15 protein-coding genes and 2 pseudogenes are annotated in these 17,841 nt (G+C 40.6%); 12 read left to right on the forward strand and 5 right to left on the reverse strand.

What is annotated here, in order from left to right; translation table 11 throughout:
- Positions 1-21 precede the first annotated feature (21 nt).
- Positions 22-690: a peptide-methionine (S)-S-oxide reductase MsrA gene (gene msrA / locus V7K31_RS14250; RefSeq protein WP_335094973.1), complete on the reverse strand. Its 669-nt coding sequence runs from the start codon at positions 688-690 to the stop codon at positions 22-24.
- Between the two features lie 176 nt (positions 691-866).
- On the opposite strand from msrA, the pseudogene V7K31_RS14255 reads away from it, so the two are divergent.
- Positions 867-1,295, forward strand: a pseudogene (locus tag V7K31_RS14255) (YidH family protein); the annotation flags it as partial.
- Between the two features lie 387 nt (positions 1,296-1,682).
- On the opposite strand, the gene V7K31_RS14260 reads toward V7K31_RS14255, so the two are convergent.
- The gene (locus tag V7K31_RS14260) at positions 1,683-3,938 is read right to left on the reverse strand and encodes a hypothetical protein (protein WP_335094974.1); all 2,256 of its coding nucleotides are present in this window, start codon (positions 3,936-3,938) and stop codon (positions 1,683-1,685) included.
- 262 nt (positions 3,939-4,200) lie between these two features.
- On the opposite strand from V7K31_RS14260, the gene V7K31_RS14265 reads away from it, so the two are divergent.
- Positions 4,201-5,871: an ABC transporter ATP-binding protein gene (locus V7K31_RS14265; RefSeq protein WP_335094975.1), complete on the forward strand. Its 1,671-nt coding sequence runs from the start codon at positions 4,201-4,203 to the stop codon at positions 5,869-5,871.
- A gap of 48 nt (positions 5,872-5,919) precedes the next feature.
- Here V7K31_RS14265 and V7K31_RS14270 read toward each other — a convergent pair.
- Positions 5,920-6,171, reverse strand: a pseudogene (locus V7K31_RS14270) (hypothetical protein); the annotation flags it as partial.
- 80 nt (positions 6,172-6,251) lie between these two features.
- Here V7K31_RS14270 and V7K31_RS14275 point away from each other — a divergent pair.
- From V7K31_RS14275 to V7K31_RS14305, 7 genes are all read left to right on the forward strand, one after another.
- Complete coding sequence (locus tag V7K31_RS14275; protein WP_335094976.1) at positions 6,252-6,530, forward strand: hypothetical protein; 279 nt, start codon at positions 6,252-6,254, stop codon at positions 6,528-6,530.
- Positions 6,531-6,537: 7 nt separating this feature from the next.
- On the forward strand, positions 6,538-6,777 hold the full coding sequence (locus tag V7K31_RS14280; RefSeq protein WP_335094977.1) for a hypothetical protein: 240 nt from the start codon (positions 6,538-6,540) through the stop codon (positions 6,775-6,777).
- Between the two features lie 227 nt (positions 6,778-7,004).
- A complete protein-coding gene (locus V7K31_RS14285; protein ID WP_335094978.1) occupies positions 7,005-8,762 on the forward strand; it encodes an FAD-dependent oxidoreductase in 1,758 nt (585 codons plus the stop codon).
- 107 nt (positions 8,763-8,869) lie between these two features.
- On the forward strand, positions 8,870-9,097 hold the full coding sequence (patX, locus tag V7K31_RS14290) for a heterocyst-inhibiting protein PatX (protein WP_335094979.1): 228 nt from the start codon (positions 8,870-8,872) through the stop codon (positions 9,095-9,097).
- Complete coding sequence (locus V7K31_RS14295) at positions 9,084-9,233, forward strand: hypothetical protein (RefSeq protein ID WP_335094980.1); 150 nt, start codon at positions 9,084-9,086, stop codon at positions 9,231-9,233. Before patX ends, V7K31_RS14295 begins: the two co-directional genes overlap by 14 nt.
- A gap of 705 nt (positions 9,234-9,938) precedes the next feature.
- Complete coding sequence (locus V7K31_RS14300) at positions 9,939-10,109, forward strand: hypothetical protein (protein WP_335094981.1); 171 nt, start codon at positions 9,939-9,941, stop codon at positions 10,107-10,109.
- A 78-nt stretch (positions 10,110-10,187) separates the two neighbouring features.
- The gene (locus V7K31_RS14305) at positions 10,188-11,951 is read left to right on the forward strand and encodes a Rieske (2Fe-2S) protein (RefSeq protein ID WP_335094982.1); all 1,764 of its coding nucleotides are present in this window, start codon (positions 10,188-10,190) and stop codon (positions 11,949-11,951) included.
- Between the two features lie 129 nt (positions 11,952-12,080).
- Here the strand turns inward: V7K31_RS14305 and fdhD are convergent, their stop codons facing one another.
- Positions 12,081-12,908: a formate dehydrogenase accessory sulfurtransferase FdhD gene (gene fdhD / locus V7K31_RS14310; protein ID WP_335094983.1), complete on the reverse strand. Its 828-nt coding sequence runs from the start codon at positions 12,906-12,908 to the stop codon at positions 12,081-12,083.
- Between the two features lie 243 nt (positions 12,909-13,151).
- On the opposite strand from fdhD, the gene V7K31_RS14315 reads away from it, so the two are divergent.
- Positions 13,152-14,333 (forward strand): serine hydrolase domain-containing protein, encoded by a 1,182-nt coding sequence (locus V7K31_RS14315; protein ID WP_335094984.1) that lies wholly within the window; start codon positions 13,152-13,154, stop codon positions 14,331-14,333.
- Positions 14,334-14,458: 125 nt separating this feature from the next.
- Here the strand turns inward: V7K31_RS14315 and V7K31_RS14320 are convergent, their stop codons facing one another.
- Complete coding sequence (locus V7K31_RS14320) at positions 14,459-15,151, reverse strand: Uma2 family endonuclease (RefSeq protein ID WP_335094985.1); 693 nt, start codon at positions 15,149-15,151, stop codon at positions 14,459-14,461.
- Between the two features lie 555 nt (positions 15,152-15,706).
- Between V7K31_RS14320 and V7K31_RS14325 the strand changes: the two genes are divergently transcribed.
- A complete protein-coding gene (locus V7K31_RS14325) occupies positions 15,707-16,156 on the forward strand; it encodes an orange carotenoid protein N-terminal domain-containing protein (RefSeq protein WP_335094986.1) in 450 nt (149 codons plus the stop codon).
- A 301-nt stretch (positions 16,157-16,457) separates the two neighbouring features.
- On the forward strand, positions 16,458-17,603 hold the full coding sequence (locus V7K31_RS14330) for a GTPase (RefSeq protein ID WP_335094987.1): 1,146 nt from the start codon (positions 16,458-16,460) through the stop codon (positions 17,601-17,603).
- Positions 17,604-17,841 lie beyond the last annotated feature (238 nt).

Genomic DNA, 17,841 nt, shown 5'->3' on the forward strand with positions numbered 1-17,841 from the left:
ACTACCCTACCAACTCCATTTCTAACTACTAACTTGTGATTCAACTACACCCACGGGACAAGATACGTTTGTCCCTCCTAAACCACAATACCCGTTGGGATTTTTAGCGAGGTATTGCTGATGGTAAGGTTCGGCGTAGTAGAACTCAGGCGCATCCAAGATTTCTGTAGTAATCTTGCCATAACCTGCACCGTTGAGAGCTTGCTGATAAGCTTCGCGCGATGCTTCTGCTAGCTGCTTTTGACTTTCGGAATATACATAAATTCCCGAACGGTACTGAGTACCAGCATCATTGCCTTGGCGCATTCCTTGGGTGGGATTGTGACTTTCCCAAAAGACTTTGAGCAGTTCGGCATAACTAATCACTTTGGGATCAAACACAACCAACACCACTTCATTGTGGCCGGTTCGTCCACTACAGACCTCTTCATAGGTGGGATTAGGTGTCAACCCAGCAGCATAACCGACTGCGGTAGTGTAAACTCCTTTAAGTTCCCAGAATTTGCGTTCTGCACCCCAAAAACAGCCCAAGCCAAAAATTGCCTTCTCTAATCCATCGGGATAAGGAGGCTTCAGGGGATTCTTGTTGACATAATGAGCAGCCGGTACTGACATAGATTGTGCCCTTCCTGACAAAGCTTGCTCAGAAGTGGGCATAACTTCCTTTTTGCCAAATCCGAATAGTGCCATTGATTTTGACTCTCATATACATCTTTACCTTATTTTCTATTGTAAAGATTCTAGCGATCGCTTGGGGTTCTCTGAGAATCCTCACTGGACTGTATTTACCTTTACATTAGACTTTTACGAACTTTCATCAATGTTATGAATACTTGTGAAGAGAAACTTAGCATCAAAAAATATTCATGGATAAAATACCAAAAATTGACCGTCAAAGGGAGCATCAAGCGAACGAACGGACTTTTCTGGCTTGGCTACGCACTTCTATTGCATTGATTAGCTTTGGTTTTGCGATCGCGCGATTTGGTATATTTCTGCGCCAGCTGAATAGTACTATTACTCAACAACAAACACCAGTAAATCCATTATCCAACTCGGAAAATTTGGGTCTGGCTTTGGTAATTTTTGGAATTTTGGTTGTTGTGTTAGCCGCGTGGCGATATAACCAAGTTTTCTGGCAAATTGAACGAAGCGACTATAGACCAAATAGGTTAATGGTTTGGATAATCACCGGAGTAGTAATTATGTTGGGATTTCTGAGTATTCCTTTGCTCCTATTGCGTGATCAAGTCCCTTCTCGTTCTCCTGTTCCAATTCAACCACAGTCCCGAAATTGGCAAAGATCAACTCCAAACCTCAATGTTAAAAAGGGGACAATTACTACTCTATACAAACAAATATTTTTGTTTTTTAAATAGCTCATTATTAAATAATACTTAATAAGATCAAACCTCACCCTCAATCCCTCTCCTTAGTAAGGAGAGGGAAGCCGGAGGCAGAGTGAGGTTTTATATTTAATTTGACCCACTAACTTAGGAATCGGATTTGATTTTTTAAAAAGACTATAGCTTTTCCTAATCAAATGAGTTACATCATAGCCCCCTATCGAAGAGCGGGGAGTGGGGGTGGGGTTCTTGTACCTCACCCAACTGAGAAACGCTATAAGCGAGAATACGCTATTTTAAGTAAAGGGTTATTCGTAATAAGTTAACTTACTTTTGCTAGAATGCAACTTCTAACAGCGAATACGACTTTAAGGTATCCCGTGCGGCAGCACGAACAATGCTGTTAGGGTCTTGTGTTAGTTGTTGGCAAATGTTGCGGTCAGTATTAGGGTTTTGAGCGATCGCATATCTTTCTGGCCAAAACCAAGATTTATAGTATCTTGCGAGAAATGAACTGGGTATATGAGGATTCATCAGAACCAAAAAGCGAGAAAAGGATGGGCGATCGGGAAATTTTAGACATCGATCCAAAAAAGGAATCGCAGTTTCTGGTTCTTGAGTCAGTAAACTTTTAACAGCAGCTAAATTAAGTTGATTAAAGTAAAATCCCTCACGGACTGCGGGTTGAGTCGCTAACTGAATTAGTAAATCTTTCGGCGCACCAGGGTTTTGAGCAACTGCGAGAGGTAATCTTCGATCTGGATGCTCAGTAAATCTAGTTAGAATCTCGGCTGGAGTTTTCCGATGTTTAGCTACAGCTAATCTGACAATTAACTTATCGTCAGCTAGTTTTGCCAGAATTGAACCATCAACGTTAGGATGTCTAGCAACTTTAGCTCTGACAGCAGTATGCTCGCTATTTGCTAGTTCTAGTAAATCTAGTGCAGATAAATTTGGATTTTCCAAGCTTGCTAATTGTTCTCTAACCATCGAATCAAGTTTGGGATTCGCCAAAGCAGCTGCTCTAACTTCTGCATTGCGATCATCAATTAACTTAGCTAAAGAGTTTTGAGTAATATTGTGATGACTAGCTACCAAAACTCTTACACCCTGAATTGGATGCTCTACTAATTTTGATAGGATTTGCGGTGAAGTTCTTGGGTCACTTGCTAGAATTACACCATAATATTCTAGATTAGAAAATTCAATAAATATCCCATTATGGTCTTTATAACTACCTTTTTCAAAATCCATAAGCATCTTTTCTAGGTAGTGTCTTCTACGCCTCGCTCCCATTTTGTTATGTATAAAATTAACTATATGTTCAGTATTTTCCCCTTCCTTTATGAATATATATCTTACCTCTTTCCACCAATATCTATCTTTCAACTTCGTAAATAGAGTATCTAAATCGGTAACTACAGGGTTTATTTTATTGGCATAATGATCCGGTAATTCAGTATTATCTATTGGCAGCATCTGCGGAAGTAAATCAAAAACTATTGTTTCTCGTTGTTTTAAGAAGGTAATACATTTAGTAATTAATTTAGAAACTCTGGAGTGGTTTTCAAGATTATCTAAAATCGATCGAGGTGTGTCAGCCGAACAAATAATATTTAACAAAGTACTTATACTTATATATTCGTGTACTGATTTCTGATTTAAATAAGTTAAAGTGCTTTCATCAATTGCTCCTGCGTACCACAATCGCAGTTCAATTTCTTCTTCCTTATCAGTTGAAATAGATAGTTGCGCTCTATCAATTTTGCTTTCCGCCAGTTCGCGCCACCCAGTTTCCAATTCTCCAGCATAATTAATATGTAGCTTTGCTCCTTCAGCAATAAAAGTAAGGCTATTTTTCGCAAGCTTATCGAGTAATTCTTTGGGTGTTTTTGGATGATTTGCAATAATATTGAGAATTTCTGGAAGTGTTTCAAGCTGGGATGCCGCTTTTAGAAAGTTTGTGGATATTTTGGGCAATTGCACCAATTTAAACATTAGCCTATGGGGAATAAAAAGAATGAGATTTGGTTTCTTCTTTAAAGCAACTTTATCCCAGAAAGTAATGTCATCATTGGGACAATCAAGACGTAACTGAGCAATTTCTGCAACAATCTCCTTACCAAATGTAGATAACTCCAATAGTTTTTTTCTAGAAGTATTCTGATGACTAGCTATAACAATTTTAAGATTATTCTCACAAATGCCAGCAGCAAATTCTAGAAAAGAGGTTGGTGCATTAAATGCACAAACAAGCTTCAAGAGTAATTCTTTTCCAAAACGTTGAACAAAGTTGACATTTAAAATTGACAAATCATAAGCCGGATTGCTAAAGAATTCTTCAGGAAATAGATGGGCTAGTCCGATTAAGCATTGTGTTGGTGTATTAGGATTGCTTGCGATCGCTCTTTGTATTTCCACATCTTTGTTGTTTCTGGCTTTTATGGCAAGTTCTCCTAATAAACCACTATCGGCGAGAGGATTGACAGCAACTAATCTTGTTAGCTCATCATTAATTGCAGCTAGTTCTCGTAATCTTTGTGGTGAAGTGTTATGATTGCTTGCTTCTTGCTTAAACGAATCGAGTGACATTAACTTAACAACCCTCTTTTACTATTTCAGGAATATCATTTTTAATTTACTCGGATATTTCAGTAAGTGCTAGGTTGATTTAGTATCGGATAACAGTGTTATGCCGATTCCCGTAGGCTCCCCATGAGCAACTGGCGCGCGATTTCTAATCGCCGGGGCTGGTATTAATTTAGACTTGTTCATTCATCCTCTAATACTAATCTGATAGACTATCTTAAATTTGAAATTATAAAAGCTGGTGGCTCAGGGCTGATGACTAACTATGAGTGAAGCCTTATTCTGTATCGAAAATCTGCAAGTTGCCTATCCTGGGCGGAGTGGAGAAGAAGCAAGCTGGGCGGTTGATGATGTATCTTTCACTTTGCAACCAGGTGAAAGAATGGGATTGGTGGGAGAGTCGGGTTGTGGGAAGTCAACTATCGGACGGGCAGTAATGCGTTTATTACCAGCGTCTAGTCGTATTGAGGGACGGGTAACATTTCAAGGACAGTCGGTGTTTGACTTGATGCCTAACCAGTTGCGGAAGTTTCGAGGAGAAGCGATCGCCTTAGTTTTTCAAGATCCGATGACACGCCTCGATCCACTGATGACGATTGGTAAGCATTGTATCGAAACCCTTCAGGCGCACTCACCAGAATTATCAAGGCGGGAAGCTAAAGTAAAAGCACTTGCTACCTTGGCTAAGGTGAATATTCCAGCTAGTCGCTGGAATCAGTATCCCCATGAGTTTAGCGGTGGAATGCGCCAACGAGTTGCGATCGCCTTAGCTTTACTCCTCAACCCCAAGTTAATTGTTGCCGATGAACCCACCACCAGTTTAGATGTCACCGTTTCCGCGCAGATATTAAAAGAATTAACTCGCCTGTGCGGTGAAGAAAACATGGGATTGTTGCTGATTTCTCACGATTTAGCAATGGTGGCTGAGTATTGCGATCGCATTGGCGTTATGTACAACGGCAAGATAGTCGAAATGGGTTCTACAGAAACCGTATTTAGACACCCTCAACATGAATACACGCGATCGCTCTTAAAAGCAGCTTTACATATTCAAGCAGTAAATGATCATGGAGAATTGATCATTGTTAATGACTCAGAAAAGCAATTACCGATTATTAATGATAAATCCCCAATTTTGAGTGTTACAGAACTCAAGCAATATTACACCATAGAACCTAACTTGATCGAACGACTGTTTAAGACACAAGCGCAGACAATTAAAGCAGTAGATGGAATCAACCTGGATGTTTATTCAGGAGAAATTCTTGGCTTAGTTGGGGAATCAGGTTGTGGTAAAAGTACGCTATCACGAACAATCTTGCAACTAATTCGCCCTACTAGTGGCAAAGTTGAGTTTTTAGGACAGGATTTAACTACACTGTCGCGTCAAGAAATTCGCTCCTCACGGCGGCAGATACAAATGGTTTTTCAAGACCCTCATGCTTGTCTCAATCCAGCGATGACAGTGGGAGAAAGTATCGCTGACCCTTTATTTATCCATAATCTTGCCGATCCTATTAAGGCAAAAGAACAGGTTTTGTGGATGCTAGAGAAAGTTGGGTTAACACCGCCAAAAGTGTATTATGAGCGTTATCCATCAGATTTGTCTGGTGGACAACAGCAAAGAGTTGCGATCGCTCGTGCTTTGATTACTCACCCTAAACTTCTCATTTGCGATGAACCCGTGAGTATGTTAGACGCCAGCGTGCAGTCGCAAGTGCTGGATTTGATGTTGCAATTAAAGGAAGAGTTTGAGTTAACTTATCTGTTCATCACCCATGATCTTTGGTTGGCGAGATTTTTGTGCGATCGTATTGCCGTAATGAATGGCGGTAAAATTGTCGAACTCGGTTTGACAAAAACTATTTTTGCTAATCCTCAGCACCCTTATACCAAAACCTTACTAGCTGCTGCTCCCTTACTAGCACGCGCTTAACTAAACAAAGTGAGGAGTTAATAATTCATAACTCCCCACTCCTAACTCCTAACTCTCTTCCCTTCCCTCAAGTAACTTAGTTCCTTCTGGACTCGAACCATATAGCTCAACAAATCTTTTAAACAGCAACGCACTCTCGTTATTTGAAGTCCTATTTAAGTTGAAGAAACGCTCTATATTTTTCTCAGCTAAAGCTCTTAGATTCGGCAAATCTTCAAATACTGTCAAACAAGAAGCTAAATGCAATATTATTTGTAATAATGGCTTTGGCCACTCTAAGTCACTATAAATATCTCTAAATATATCTCAAGAAAAATGCGCCGAGTCAAACAATTGTGAGAGGTTAATCGTGTTCTAAATTATTTTAGGAAAGTCTAAAAATGGTTGTAGCTTTAGATGATACCAAGCGGAGCGCGATCGCTACAGAGCTAGGAGATTTGAAAGCTATACAAGAGTTGCTAATTGCTAATGAACAAAAAGTACTACCTGCTGTAAGCAACGATCAAGAAATTAGCAAGCGCCTAAACGACTTTCTCAAAGATGACCAAGAAAATCTCACAGTAATCGAGCAAGTCATCTCTAAATTTGGTGGTGGTTCAGCCCAGCCTAGAGACACCATACGGCAGTACGTCGAGCAAGTATATAATAGATGGAAATGAACTGACATTGTATCAAAAGGCTTCTATTCACGAAAGGATTAAGCACCAAGCCGTAATGACTGGTTTAATTATCCATAAGGCTGCACAGGTGGTTGGTGATGATGTCAATCAAGAACAATTGAAAGGTGTGTTGGAAGTGTTGGGTACAAGAGAACTTACAGGTCAAGACCCAGATCAAGGTGTTTGGGCGCGGACTCAAGATGCTGTTGCAGCTTTAAGATGTGTGTTTGAGGGTTTGACAAAGTAAATAGAACTGAACACCACCTTTACTTATAGTTGGGTAAGTAGTAATTGATAAATAATCCTAATAATCTCTTTTGATTTAAGGAATCCGATCGCGATCGCACTCAGTTTGAGATAAAAACTGAAATGCGATCGCTTTTTTTTAAGGGATGGTTAATCAAACATAGCCGAGACTTGTCTGAACCCACTCTATTTAGAGACAATATCTCGAACGCTTAGTGAGGTTCAGGGATGGCTAATCAATATCAAGCTGATGTCTTAGTTGTCGGAGGGGGAACCGGTGGGACTGCGGCTGCTATCCAAGCGGCGCGACGGGGAGCCAAAACCATTCTGGTGAGTGAATTTCCTTGGTTGGGGGGAATGCTGACTTCAGCTGGAGTATCTGCACCAGATGGCAACGAATTAGAAGCCTTTCAAACGGGGTTATGGGGTGCGTTTTTGCAGGAATTGCGACAACGACAGCCTGGAGGATTAGATAATAACTGGGTAAGCTTTTTTAGTTATGATCCCCGGATTGGGGCAGAGATTTTTGCAGATTGGGTGGAGGAATTCCCAAATCTGCACTGGATTTCTAGACAAGTGCCAATAGAGGTTTACCGACAAGGTGATTCTATTACTGGTGTCCGCTTTGCTGATTTTACTGCCACAGCCAAAATTATTCTCGACGCTACAGAATTAGGAGATTTATTGGCTTTAGCTGACATACCTTACCGTTGGGGCTGGGAATTGCAATCTGAGTGGGGAGAACCCAGCGCCCCAGTAACTTTTAATTCTTTAACTAAGAGATATCCAGTGCAAGCGCCCACTTATGTAGTGATTATGCAAGACTTTGGTGAAGCGATCGCTTCAGAAATTCCGGCTGCCCCTAACTATAATCCATCCCAGTTTACAGGTGCTTGGGATGGCTATGGAGCAGAGATATTTTTGAATTACGGACGCCTGCCTGGAGGTCTATTTATGATTAATTGGCCAATCTGTGGCAATGACTACGCCGAAGGAGTAGGGCGGCTGATAGAGTCAGATGTATCCAGAGGTGAATTCATCCAAGAATCTCGCTGGCACAGCCAAAATTTTGCCCATTTTATCCAAAAACAGCTTGGTCGTCGCTATGGTTTAGCAGAAAAAGTATTTCCTCACACCCCTACAGCTTTTGCACTGCATCCCTATTACCGGGAAAGCCGCCGCTTAGTGGGGCTAACTACTATCCGAGAACAGGATATTTTGCCGATCGCTGGAGGGAGAGTTGCATCTATATTTAATGATGCGATCGCCCTTGGTAACTACGCCAATGACCATCATTATCCTGGTGTTCAATTCCCACTGCAACCAAAATCTATCCGTTGGGGCGGACGCTGGACTGGGACTCCCTTTACAATTCCCTACAGTTGTCTAATTCCAGCTACAACAGATGGTTTCTTAGTCTGTGAAAAGAATATTTCTGTCTCGCACATTGCTAATGGCGCCACCAGATTACAACCTGTAGTTATGGGCATTGGTCAAGCTGCGGGGATGGCGGCGGCGATGTGTGTTGAGTTAAACTGCCAGCCGAGGGATTTACCTGTGAGGGCGCTGCAAACCGCTTTATTAGAAGATAATCGCTCAAAAACAGCAATTATTCCTTTATTTAATCTTCCACCCAATCGTTCGGATTGGCGGCACTGGCAACTGTATTACTTAAATAACCCACAAGCCTATCCAGTTAGTGGCGATTGCCCTTTCCCATCGGGGAATGAGTACCCACACTCCAAGGCATTAATTCGGGAAAGTAACTGTTTCAAAGGCATTTTTTACCGCTTGTCACAGCAGGAATACAGATTCACTGTCACAGCACCAGCCGCATATCAAGGGCAAAATTGGCAGCTTGTGACTTTGCGATCGCATATCGACGAGCAATTACGCGCTTATCCCCACGAACAATTCGTTACATTGTGGGGTCGTCAGAATCACTTTGCTAATTGGTTATTAGTCGAACATTTAAACGGAGGATAAAAAGAGTTTATTTTCAGTAAAACAGAATACTTTTTGATGATTTGTCCGGATATTAATCAAAAAGCTAAGTATCAGTGAAGTGGAGAGTTTCAAAATAGACATCTTCTATGCGTGCTGCCATTTCACTTTTAGTATCGAGTCTGGTGTTCGGCCCCTTAGCTTATAACTGCCAAGCAATGGTCAATCACTTATCCTATAGACTACCTTCCACGCCTGCTTCGGAACAGTGGCTCTCGGCAGCATCTGAACAAAATCCAGATGATGCGCCACGTCATCGCGGTAGTGGGCGTAGAGAAGTAACGCAAAAATTCGGAAATATCTATGCTGTGGTTTAACTACCTTCGGGTAATGCCTCTTTTGCCAAAGGAACCAAAGTATCAGAAAACCGGCTGTTGTGCTAACATCTTTTACACAGCTTTTCTGGTAAAGATATATACAGTTGACATCCGAAAATCTTTTGCGATCGCTTAGTATTTCAACTGCAAGCTTTGTATATATAGTTGGCGTCAATCCTGGCGATCAAAACGCAAATCAAATTAAGTGCCTTGATCAACGGCATCACCAACTCCTCAAAAGCTACACAACTGTTGCTTATATTGCTGGGAAGCTCTGCGTCTCAATCCTCAACTGCTCTAGAAATAGATGTTACTTAGGCTATCAGTTAATCTAAAGCACATCTAATTCAAACATTTTGCTTGTTGAGGAAACAGTCTTCAGGCAACTTCACTTTATTCCCCAATAGGTTTTCTTCTCAGACATTGAGTAGCTGGTTATCTAGATCAGCAACTAATTGATCTTCGCTCCGACACCTGTTTAGCGCCCTTTGCCGAAGCATAAAATCCCTTTCGTTTCATCTTGAGCTGATCTAGGGCATGGATTAGCACAAGTAGTGTAGGTTTATTGCACTTGGCAACAAATCTTACTATTCGTGAGTTACTCTTGCACCCTGGTTCCTTCTCCTCGCAGATGGCTCCCGACGAAATAAATATTAAGAAGGATCTGCTAGATCATCTTAGTCATTTTAATTATTTTACACCCAAGGCCAAATGCAATATATTGCATTTGGCCTTTTTAGATGAATTTTACGTGAATAAAAGGTATACCCTCAAAGATTCGGGGTAGCAGAGAGAAATAAAAAGGTGAGCAAGGTACATAAAACGTCATAGAATATGACACATGACGCAAAAACTTCTTGAGAATGAAAAGTCAGTAGAGAAATTGCTGCAAGCCATCGACCCAAAAAGGATTGCAGACGAATCAATGCGTCCGACTATAGAAATATTATTGAACCTCCTAGAGGAATTAAATTCAAAAGTTAAAGAACTGGAGTCAGTTAACAAAAATTAGAATTGCATAAATGCTCAAACCTGAAAAACTTCGTCAAACTAGAAGTAAGGGTTTTGACATTTACCTATGTGCAATTAAATGACTCAAATATTTGTTGCTGCAACGAAAAGAGACGATTATATCCGTGTTGCTCAACTTGTAGAAGTTCAGGCAGCAGGCAGTTTGCTAGTCCACAAGGAAAAGCATACGATCGCTTTATTTTACTCAAACAATACAGTTTATGCAATAGATAACCGTTGCCCCCATATGGGCTTTCCCCTACAAGGAAGTACTTGTAAGAATGGTATTGTTACCTGCCCTTGGCACTATGCCCGCTTTGATCTAGCTAGTGGTGGAACCTTTGATTCTTGGGCAGATGATGTTCCTTGTTTCCCTGTAGAAATCCGTGATGGTGAAGTTTGGGTAAATTTAGCCCCACCAGTTAACCCTCATGCCCACCACCGCCAACGTCTGCAAGACGGTTTAGAGCAGAATATTTCCTTAATTATTGCTAAATCAACGATCGCACTGTTAGATATCGGAGTCAATCCGGCGGAACCATTTCTCACGGGGCTAGAATTCGGTACTCGTTATCACAAAGCAGGTTGGAGTACAGGTTTAACTATCCATACTTGCATGATGAATTTACTACCTTACTTAGATGCAGAAGACAAACCTCGTGCTTTATTCCACGGACTTTCGGCAGTAGCTAATGATAGTGCCGATGCCCCACCACAGTTTGTTGTTCACCCTTTACCCAACTCTAAAGTTGATTTTGTGACTCTCAAAAGCTGGTTTCGCCAATTTATTCAGGTACGGGATACTGAAGCAGCACAAAGATGTCTAGTATCTGCGATTCGCTCAGGAGCAAATTCCCAGCAAATTGCAGATATGCTGTTCTGTGCTGCTACGGATCATCGCTATCTTGATTTTGGGCATACGCTTGATTTTATTAACAAAGCACTAGAATCACTTGATGCTGTAGATTGGCAAGCATCTGAATCGATTTTGGCTAGCCTCGTTTCAGGTTTAGCTAATGCAGTACGTATGGAAGAATCTAATTCCTGGCGCTACCCTGTAGATTTGGTGGCAATATTGGAGTCGGCTTTTGAGCAATTACCTACTGTATTAAATGTGGGAAAATCTCGACAAGGAACTTGGTCAAAACCAGATGAATTAGTACCAATTTTATTGGGTGAAGACCCACAAGCGATCGCTGACTCGCTGCTGAATGCACTGCTTGCAGGTTGTACTGAAGAACAATTAGCCAGTGTGGTTACTTATACAACAGCATTGCGAGTAGCTCGTTTCCACACTAACAATGACTTTGGAGATTGGAATTCAGCACACCATCCATTTACTTTTGCTAATGCCGTGCATCGAGGGTTACGAAGAGTACCAACAGTAGAACTAATAAGAGGTGTGTTTGATGCAGCTATGAGTGTTTATTTAAATCGTTTTTTGAATGTCCCACCAGCACGGCTGCCAGAACCCAAAGACACCGTTGAAAATCCTGAAGAATTACTACAGCAGCTACCGGATTTATTAAACCGTCAGCAACAAGTAAACCAGACAGGCCAGTTAGTTGCTAACTATTTATATAGCGGTGGCCGTGCTGAAAAACTGATGGCAATGCTGGGAAAATTGATGCTGCGAGAAAACCGCGATTTTCATGTCATTCAAGAAATAGAAGCAGCTTTTGGTCAGTATTCTCTGTTTAGGGAAACTCCGGCTGGTATTCACATATTAGTAGCTGCATCTCGGTATTTAGCAGCTCATTCTCCCACAATGCGATCTCAAGGACAAACCTATCAAATTGCTGAACGCTTACATAAAGGAGATCACTTATTTGAGGAATCTTGACTAAAAATATTTGCACAGCTTGGCTAGCTCAAGCTGTGCCATCGCTTGGTGTTTCCTCTTTGAATCGGGAGAGCGATCGCTTTTGTTAGCTATCTTGAAGCTTCGCGGTAACACACCTTACGAAATTTATTAAGCAGCGTTTATTCTTTGCAAACCAGTATAAATATTGAACCGTTCTCCGCGCAAGAATCCAATTAAGGTAATCCCGAATTCTTTGGCGACAGACATCGCCAAACTACTGGGAGCGGATACAGAACAAACAATGGGAACTCCAGCAGTTGTAGACTTTTGCAAAATCTCAAAACTAGAGCGTCCACTGACTAGGACAATACAATTATTTAAAGGCAACTCGTCACTGAGCAAAGCTGTACCAATCAATTTATCCAAAGCATTGTGTCGCCCAACATCCTCCCGCAGGTTTAACAACTGTCCTTGAGCATTGAAGGTAGCCGCAGCGTGTAAACCCCCTGTAGCACTAAAGATACCTTGAGCAGCGCGGAGCTTGTCTGGTAGGCTGTAGATAATCTCAGGTGTTACCGTTAGCCCAGAAGGAATCACTGGACATCCCCGCAGACGCAAAGCCTCAAGGCTAGCTTTACCACACACCCCACAAGCGCTACTAGTGTAGAAATGACGCTCTAAAGGCTGTAAGTCTGGAATCAACCCATCCCGCAGTTCTACATTTACGATGTTATGGCGTTGCTCACCATCTACGCAGTAGCTCATACGTCGGATATCTTCCCTGCGGCTAACGACTCCTTCACTGTAGAGGAAACCAGCAGCTAGTTCAAAATCTGCCCCTGGTGTCCGCATGGTTACAGCTACCGTCTTCTGGAGAGGAATAAGGCGAATTTCTAAAGGTTCCTCAGTAGTGAGATGATCTAAACGAGGCCGTACTTGACCTTTTTCCACTACCCAAACAGTAGCTTTAGTCTTGCTTTTAGTTGGCATTCTCATATTTGTGAGAGTTGGTGAATTGAAATTTTGATACTAATCTGGAAACAGAGTAATGCTATTTGTATATCAGATGTCAAGTTGATGCTCACCAACTACTTTGTGTAGTTGAGCTAGTTCGGCTAGTACAGCATGGCGTAAATAAACCACCCATTCAAAATCAATGAAACGCTTACGCTATATTCATTTTGAATTTTGAATTTTGAATTTTGCCCTGCGGTACTAGGTTTCTGTTTAGGAAGTAAAATGAACCTAAAATTTTTGGCTTTCAGTAAAATTTTATTTGCAATAGTCTTTGTGATTTCCCTTGGTTTTGCAGGATATCTAGTGGGTAATAACATTAGTCAGGGAGTAATTGAAAAATCTCTTGCTAAACAAGTCATGTCTACCTCCACCGTAGGGAAAAGTTCTCGACTACAGACACTTTTAAATGAGATAGTTGTAGAACAAAAAATCCCTGGTGCAGTCATGTATATTACTACACCTAAAGGTTCTTGGTTGGGAGCATCTGGTGTGAATAACTTGTCAACTAAAACCCGGATGAAACCCACAGATGGCTTTGCCATTGCCAGTATGAGTAAAACTTTTATGGCGGTGGTTGTGCTGAAATTAGTGGAGCAAAAGAAGATAGAATTAGATCGGGCGATCGCAACCTACCTACCAAGAGACATCAGTCCTCATATTATTAACAGCGACAAAATTACAGTTCGTCAACTGCTCAACCATACTAGTGGTATTGCTGAATACTTAGATACAAAAGAGTTTATTCAAGCTACTGCGAAAAGAAGTCGCTCACAGCCTTGGACAGCTAGAGAAGCTATTCGATATATGTACCAAGAACAACCGCGTGCAAATCCCGGAGAAAAATTTATTTATACTGATGGCAACTACATTCTTTTGGAACTGATTGTTGAAAATATAACTAGGGGAACTCTCGCACAAGCAATCCGCAGTCGGATTTTAAAACCATTAGGATTAAAACATACCTTCACGGAATTGCGCGAACCGACAATTGGAGAAGTAGCTACAGGTTATGGCGATCGCCATAAGCATGGTAAGCTAGATAGCTACGCAAAAGTCAATGATGGCAATGGCTTGGGAGATGGTGGATTGGTTTCAACAGCAGAGGATTTAGCCAAGTTCGCTAAAGCGTTATTTGTCAAAAAAACCTTACTTTCCTCGAAGATGATGAAAGAAATGCTGAAATTTAAAGATAATGGCGAAGGTTATAGCTATGGGTTGGGTGTAGAACGCTTTTCATCTCCTTTGGAAAAAGCAATTGGGCATACTGGTACAGCTTATGGCTTCGTAACATTGCTTGCATATCTTCCCAATCAAAATACCACCATAATAGTGCTACTAAACAATCAGGATGTTGATATTAAATCAGTAGCTAGGACAGGTTTAGAGGTTGTCGAGAATAATTGATAAGCTAATGAGCATTTAAGTTGCATAAAACCAGGGCTTCAGCCCTTACTACAAGCGAATCATTCTGGAAAAAAGAATGACGATTACCTTACTAATTTGTAATTATGTTTGTAGGGCTGACATTATCATGATAAATTTTCTGGGTCAATATTCAGTTCTCGCAATTTGGCTGCTAGGCGTTCAGCGCGTTGTCGTTCTTGTTCAGCGTGATTCGCTTCCCACAGTGCAATTTCTTCAGGTGTAGGCATTAACTGTCCTTCCGCATTGAAATAGCGTAATTGATTTTCATGAACACCCAAATACAAACTTAGCTGCTGACTCCATAACAATTCTTGTGGGTTGGGTTCTATAGGTTGATACCTACCACCCAACAAAATAAACCCAGCAAATTCTAGATTCTTGGGGTCAAACCAAAAATATTCAGGAGTGCGAAAGATATCTTGGTAAATTTGTTTTTTTAAGCCCTTGTCAATCGCTGCGGTTGACTTTGAAAGCAGTTCTATAATCAAATTTGGATATTTGCCGTCTTCTTCCCAAACAACCCAACTATCACGGGGTTTGCGTTCAGTATCCAAAACGACAAAGAAATCTGGCCCCCGAAAGTCTTGAGATTTTCGCTGGCGTGGACTGTAATAAATGCTAAGATTGCCGGCAGCAAAAAAGTCGTTGTGGTCTCGCCACCACCAATCAAGGCATTTTATCAATAGCAGCATTTGCTGCAAATGTAGGTATGTTTCCAATGGTGGCTCATTACTTTCTAAATCCCCTGGTGGAAATATAACATCTTCTGGGGTTTCAAAATCTTTGGCGACAGACATGGCTGCAAGTTTTGGAGTAATATTAAGTCGAGCGTAGCAGTCAAAAAGCGTTAATATTAGGTTTGCTTTTCTAGGCGTACTACTGCATTATAATCAGGAACTCCTTCGAGCGATCGCTTACTTTAAAATTCTAGGCATTATCACTGACGCTTCGCTCATTTGGAGACAAGCTTCTCAACTTTGGGTAATGTCTGGATATGAGCAAAACCCCTACATTCAGAAATGTTACTTAAACTTTTAACTTTTATCTTTACTTTTCCATACATCTAGGACTTACGCACAAGTTACGGAATAACGAACCACAGAGGCGCAGAGGACACAGAGAAATCAGAGTTTGAGAGATATTTTGCGTAAGTCCATACATCAAAGCAGGGATTTTTGTAAGTAGCAACTTAAGTTATCTATATCTGTCTTATGTAGTGAGTCCTATTCATACCCTAAGTAGAGTTATCCATCTTCATTTGTTCGTTAAGTTATATGAAGATACTGAAAGCAAATTTTCTCATTTCAGTAACTGAAGAAATCAGAATACCCTTAACTTAGTTAGAGTTTTTTATGACTTATACAGTTGATGAAGCAACAAAACCGGCTTTAGAAACTTTTCAACGCTTTGATGTAGATACTCAACTAGCCTTACTTTGGTTTGGTTACTTGGATATTAAAGAGCAGCTAAAGCCGGCACCTCCTCAAAGGATAGAAGTTCCTGCTAAAGCAGTGTTTGACCTATTTCTGGACTTATCTCCTGAAGAGCAACTGCAAGCACAACGCGACATTATTAATGGTGCAGCGAACAATATTAGCCAAGCCTATAATGCTCTAAGTGCCAATGCCAGATTAGACGTTTGGCTGCTGCTGGCAGAAGGAATGGAGAATGGAAGCATCATTCAAGTGCCGCCTGACTATCAACCACCTGCTGAAACGGACGAATTTGTTGCATTGATCAAAAAGCTAGAGTTTGAGCAGCGGATTAATTTCATGCTGACTGCGGTGCAAGCAATGGGTTAGTCAAGTCCAAGAACTCTCAATAGCTTTCTAGAATTGGGGATAACTGAAAGTAGCAAATTAAGCTAGACCTGGCTGTTTTTGCTCTACTTTAATAGTGGTTAACTTACAACTACCGCAGAGATGCTCATCTTTGCGGTAGTCTTGATGCAAATTTTGTGAAGTCTCCTGACACGATTCACAAAAAATCTTTGTGGATATTTACTCATGGTCAGTACCCCAAGGTGCGATTGCTGGTTAGTTTGATAAGCTTTGTGGGTACTATAAGTTCAACCATTGATACATAAAATGGATGAACTACTAGATGACGAACTCAGCTTTTGATGGATTGAACGAAGAAAGTTTTTTTGACAGGGTTAAGGCCAACTTTGATGAGAAAGCACCAAATTTATCTCAAACATTGAATATTGCAGTCATTGGCAAAGTAAGTTCTGGGAAAAGCTCATTAATAAATGCTTTGTTAAAACTCACTCGAAGGCAGGCTCTCGAAATTGCAAAGGTAGGAGCAATATCAGGAGTTACGAAAGATTTGCGAATTATCAAACTTGATGAAAAAGTTTGTCTGATTGATTCTCCAGGACTTGATGATGTCCGAAAAGAAAACAGTGAAGTCACTAAAAGTTTTTTGAAGCATATTGATATTGGACTTTTTGTAGTAACTGGTTCGTCAGATGCATCTCAAAAGAAAAATCTAGATGATTTAAAAAAACACTGTGATTCGATTTTTGTAGTTTTAAATAAGATAGATGAGTGGGATGATCTAGACTCAACAGCTCTTGATGATGTAATCCATCAATGGAAAAGTGATTTAGACGTAGATAAAATTTATCCAATCTGTACTAAAGGTTACGACCCTAAAAGCCGTTTACCGAAAATGGACATTAGGGGAGTCCATCCACTACGTAAAAATATTGAGGAATTTCTAGAAAAAAAAGGAAAAGACCTGCTGCTAAAAAGACACATGGCTGAAAAGCAATCTTATGCAGTAACTATAATTGCAACAGCTCTAGTTGCAGTAGCAGGTGAAGCATTCCTCCCTGGTAGCGCAGCTTGGATAACAGCAACACAAGGAGTTGCTATAGCGTCTCTTTCCTATCTGTATACTGGTAAAATATTATCTACAAATGCAGCAATTACTATTCTACCTACATTCTTTGCTGAGACTGCTGGCTCTAGCATCTTTTTATTTGTAAAATCATTTTTTCCACCAACAGGAATTATTGATGTTGCTGCTGCTGGTGTATCCGTAATGATCACACTTGCTATATTAGCAACCGTCAATAGTATATTGTCTGATGGCGCTGAACTTGAACAAAAAGAACTTCTGAGTTCTAAATTTAAAACATACCATAAACAAGCCAAAGAATTAATCAAAGAGTTGGCGTTAACAGATATAAGCAATTTGCCTGCTCTATCAATTATTGTAACTAAGTTTTTAGGCAGCTATTAGCTTTAGTCTGTAGGTTGAGTTAGGCGAAGCATAACCAAACAATTACGAATTAATTATGAACGCTCATTTGGAACAAGTATAAAAGTAAGTGAATTTTGTCAACAGCCAAAACTTTACTTTTACTAGATAGTGGTGCGTTAGGCGCTTCTCAAAAATGTTTTCGCAACAAATCATATTAAAAGATGCGCTTAACATATACTATTGCTGTAGATATGCTGTTGGAAATGTGAAAACTGGG

It is taken from the genome of Nostoc sp. (genome assembly GCF_036917675.1).
Classification (GTDB): Bacteria; Cyanobacteriota; Cyanobacteriia; order Cyanobacteriales; family Nostocaceae; genus Nostoc.

Bases quoted from the DNA above. Each gene is read 5' to 3' on its own strand.
- patX (WP_335094979.1), top strand. From the start codon at position 8,870: ATGCGTGCTGCCATTTCACTTTTAGTATCGAGTCTGGTGTTCGGCCCC.
- V7K31_RS14320 (WP_335094985.1), bottom strand. From the start codon at position 15,151: ATGTCTGTCGCCAAAGATTTTGAAACCCCAGAAGATGTTATATTTCCA.
- V7K31_RS14305 (WP_335094982.1), top strand. From the start codon at position 10,188: ATGACTCAAATATTTGTTGCTGCAACGAAAAGAGACGATTATATCCGT.
- V7K31_RS14265 (WP_335094975.1), top strand. From the start codon at position 4,201: ATGAGTGAAGCCTTATTCTGTATCGAAAATCTGCAAGTTGCCTATCCT.
- msrA (WP_335094973.1), bottom strand. From the start codon at position 690: ATGGCACTATTCGGATTTGGCAAAAAGGAAGTTATGCCCACTTCTGAG.
- V7K31_RS14285 (WP_335094978.1), top strand. From the start codon at position 7,005: ATGGCTAATCAATATCAAGCTGATGTCTTAGTTGTCGGAGGGGGAACC.
- V7K31_RS14300 (WP_335094981.1), top strand. From the start codon at position 9,939: ATGACGCAAAAACTTCTTGAGAATGAAAAGTCAGTAGAGAAATTGCTG.
- V7K31_RS14275 (WP_335094976.1), top strand. From the start codon at position 6,252: ATGGTTGTAGCTTTAGATGATACCAAGCGGAGCGCGATCGCTACAGAG.
- V7K31_RS14260 (WP_335094974.1), bottom strand. From the start codon at position 3,938: ATGTCACTCGATTCGTTTAAGCAAGAAGCAAGCAATCATAACACTTCA.
- V7K31_RS14295 (WP_335094980.1), top strand. From the start codon at position 9,084: ATGCTGTGGTTTAACTACCTTCGGGTAATGCCTCTTTTGCCAAAGGAA.
- V7K31_RS14315 (WP_335094984.1), top strand. From the start codon at position 13,152: ATGAACCTAAAATTTTTGGCTTTCAGTAAAATTTTATTTGCAATAGTC.
- V7K31_RS14325 (WP_335094986.1), top strand. From the start codon at position 15,707: ATGACTTATACAGTTGATGAAGCAACAAAACCGGCTTTAGAAACTTTT.
- fdhD (WP_335094983.1), bottom strand. From the start codon at position 12,908: ATGAGAATGCCAACTAAAAGCAAGACTAAAGCTACTGTTTGGGTAGTG.
- V7K31_RS14330 (WP_335094987.1), top strand. From the start codon at position 16,458: ATGACGAACTCAGCTTTTGATGGATTGAACGAAGAAAGTTTTTTTGAC.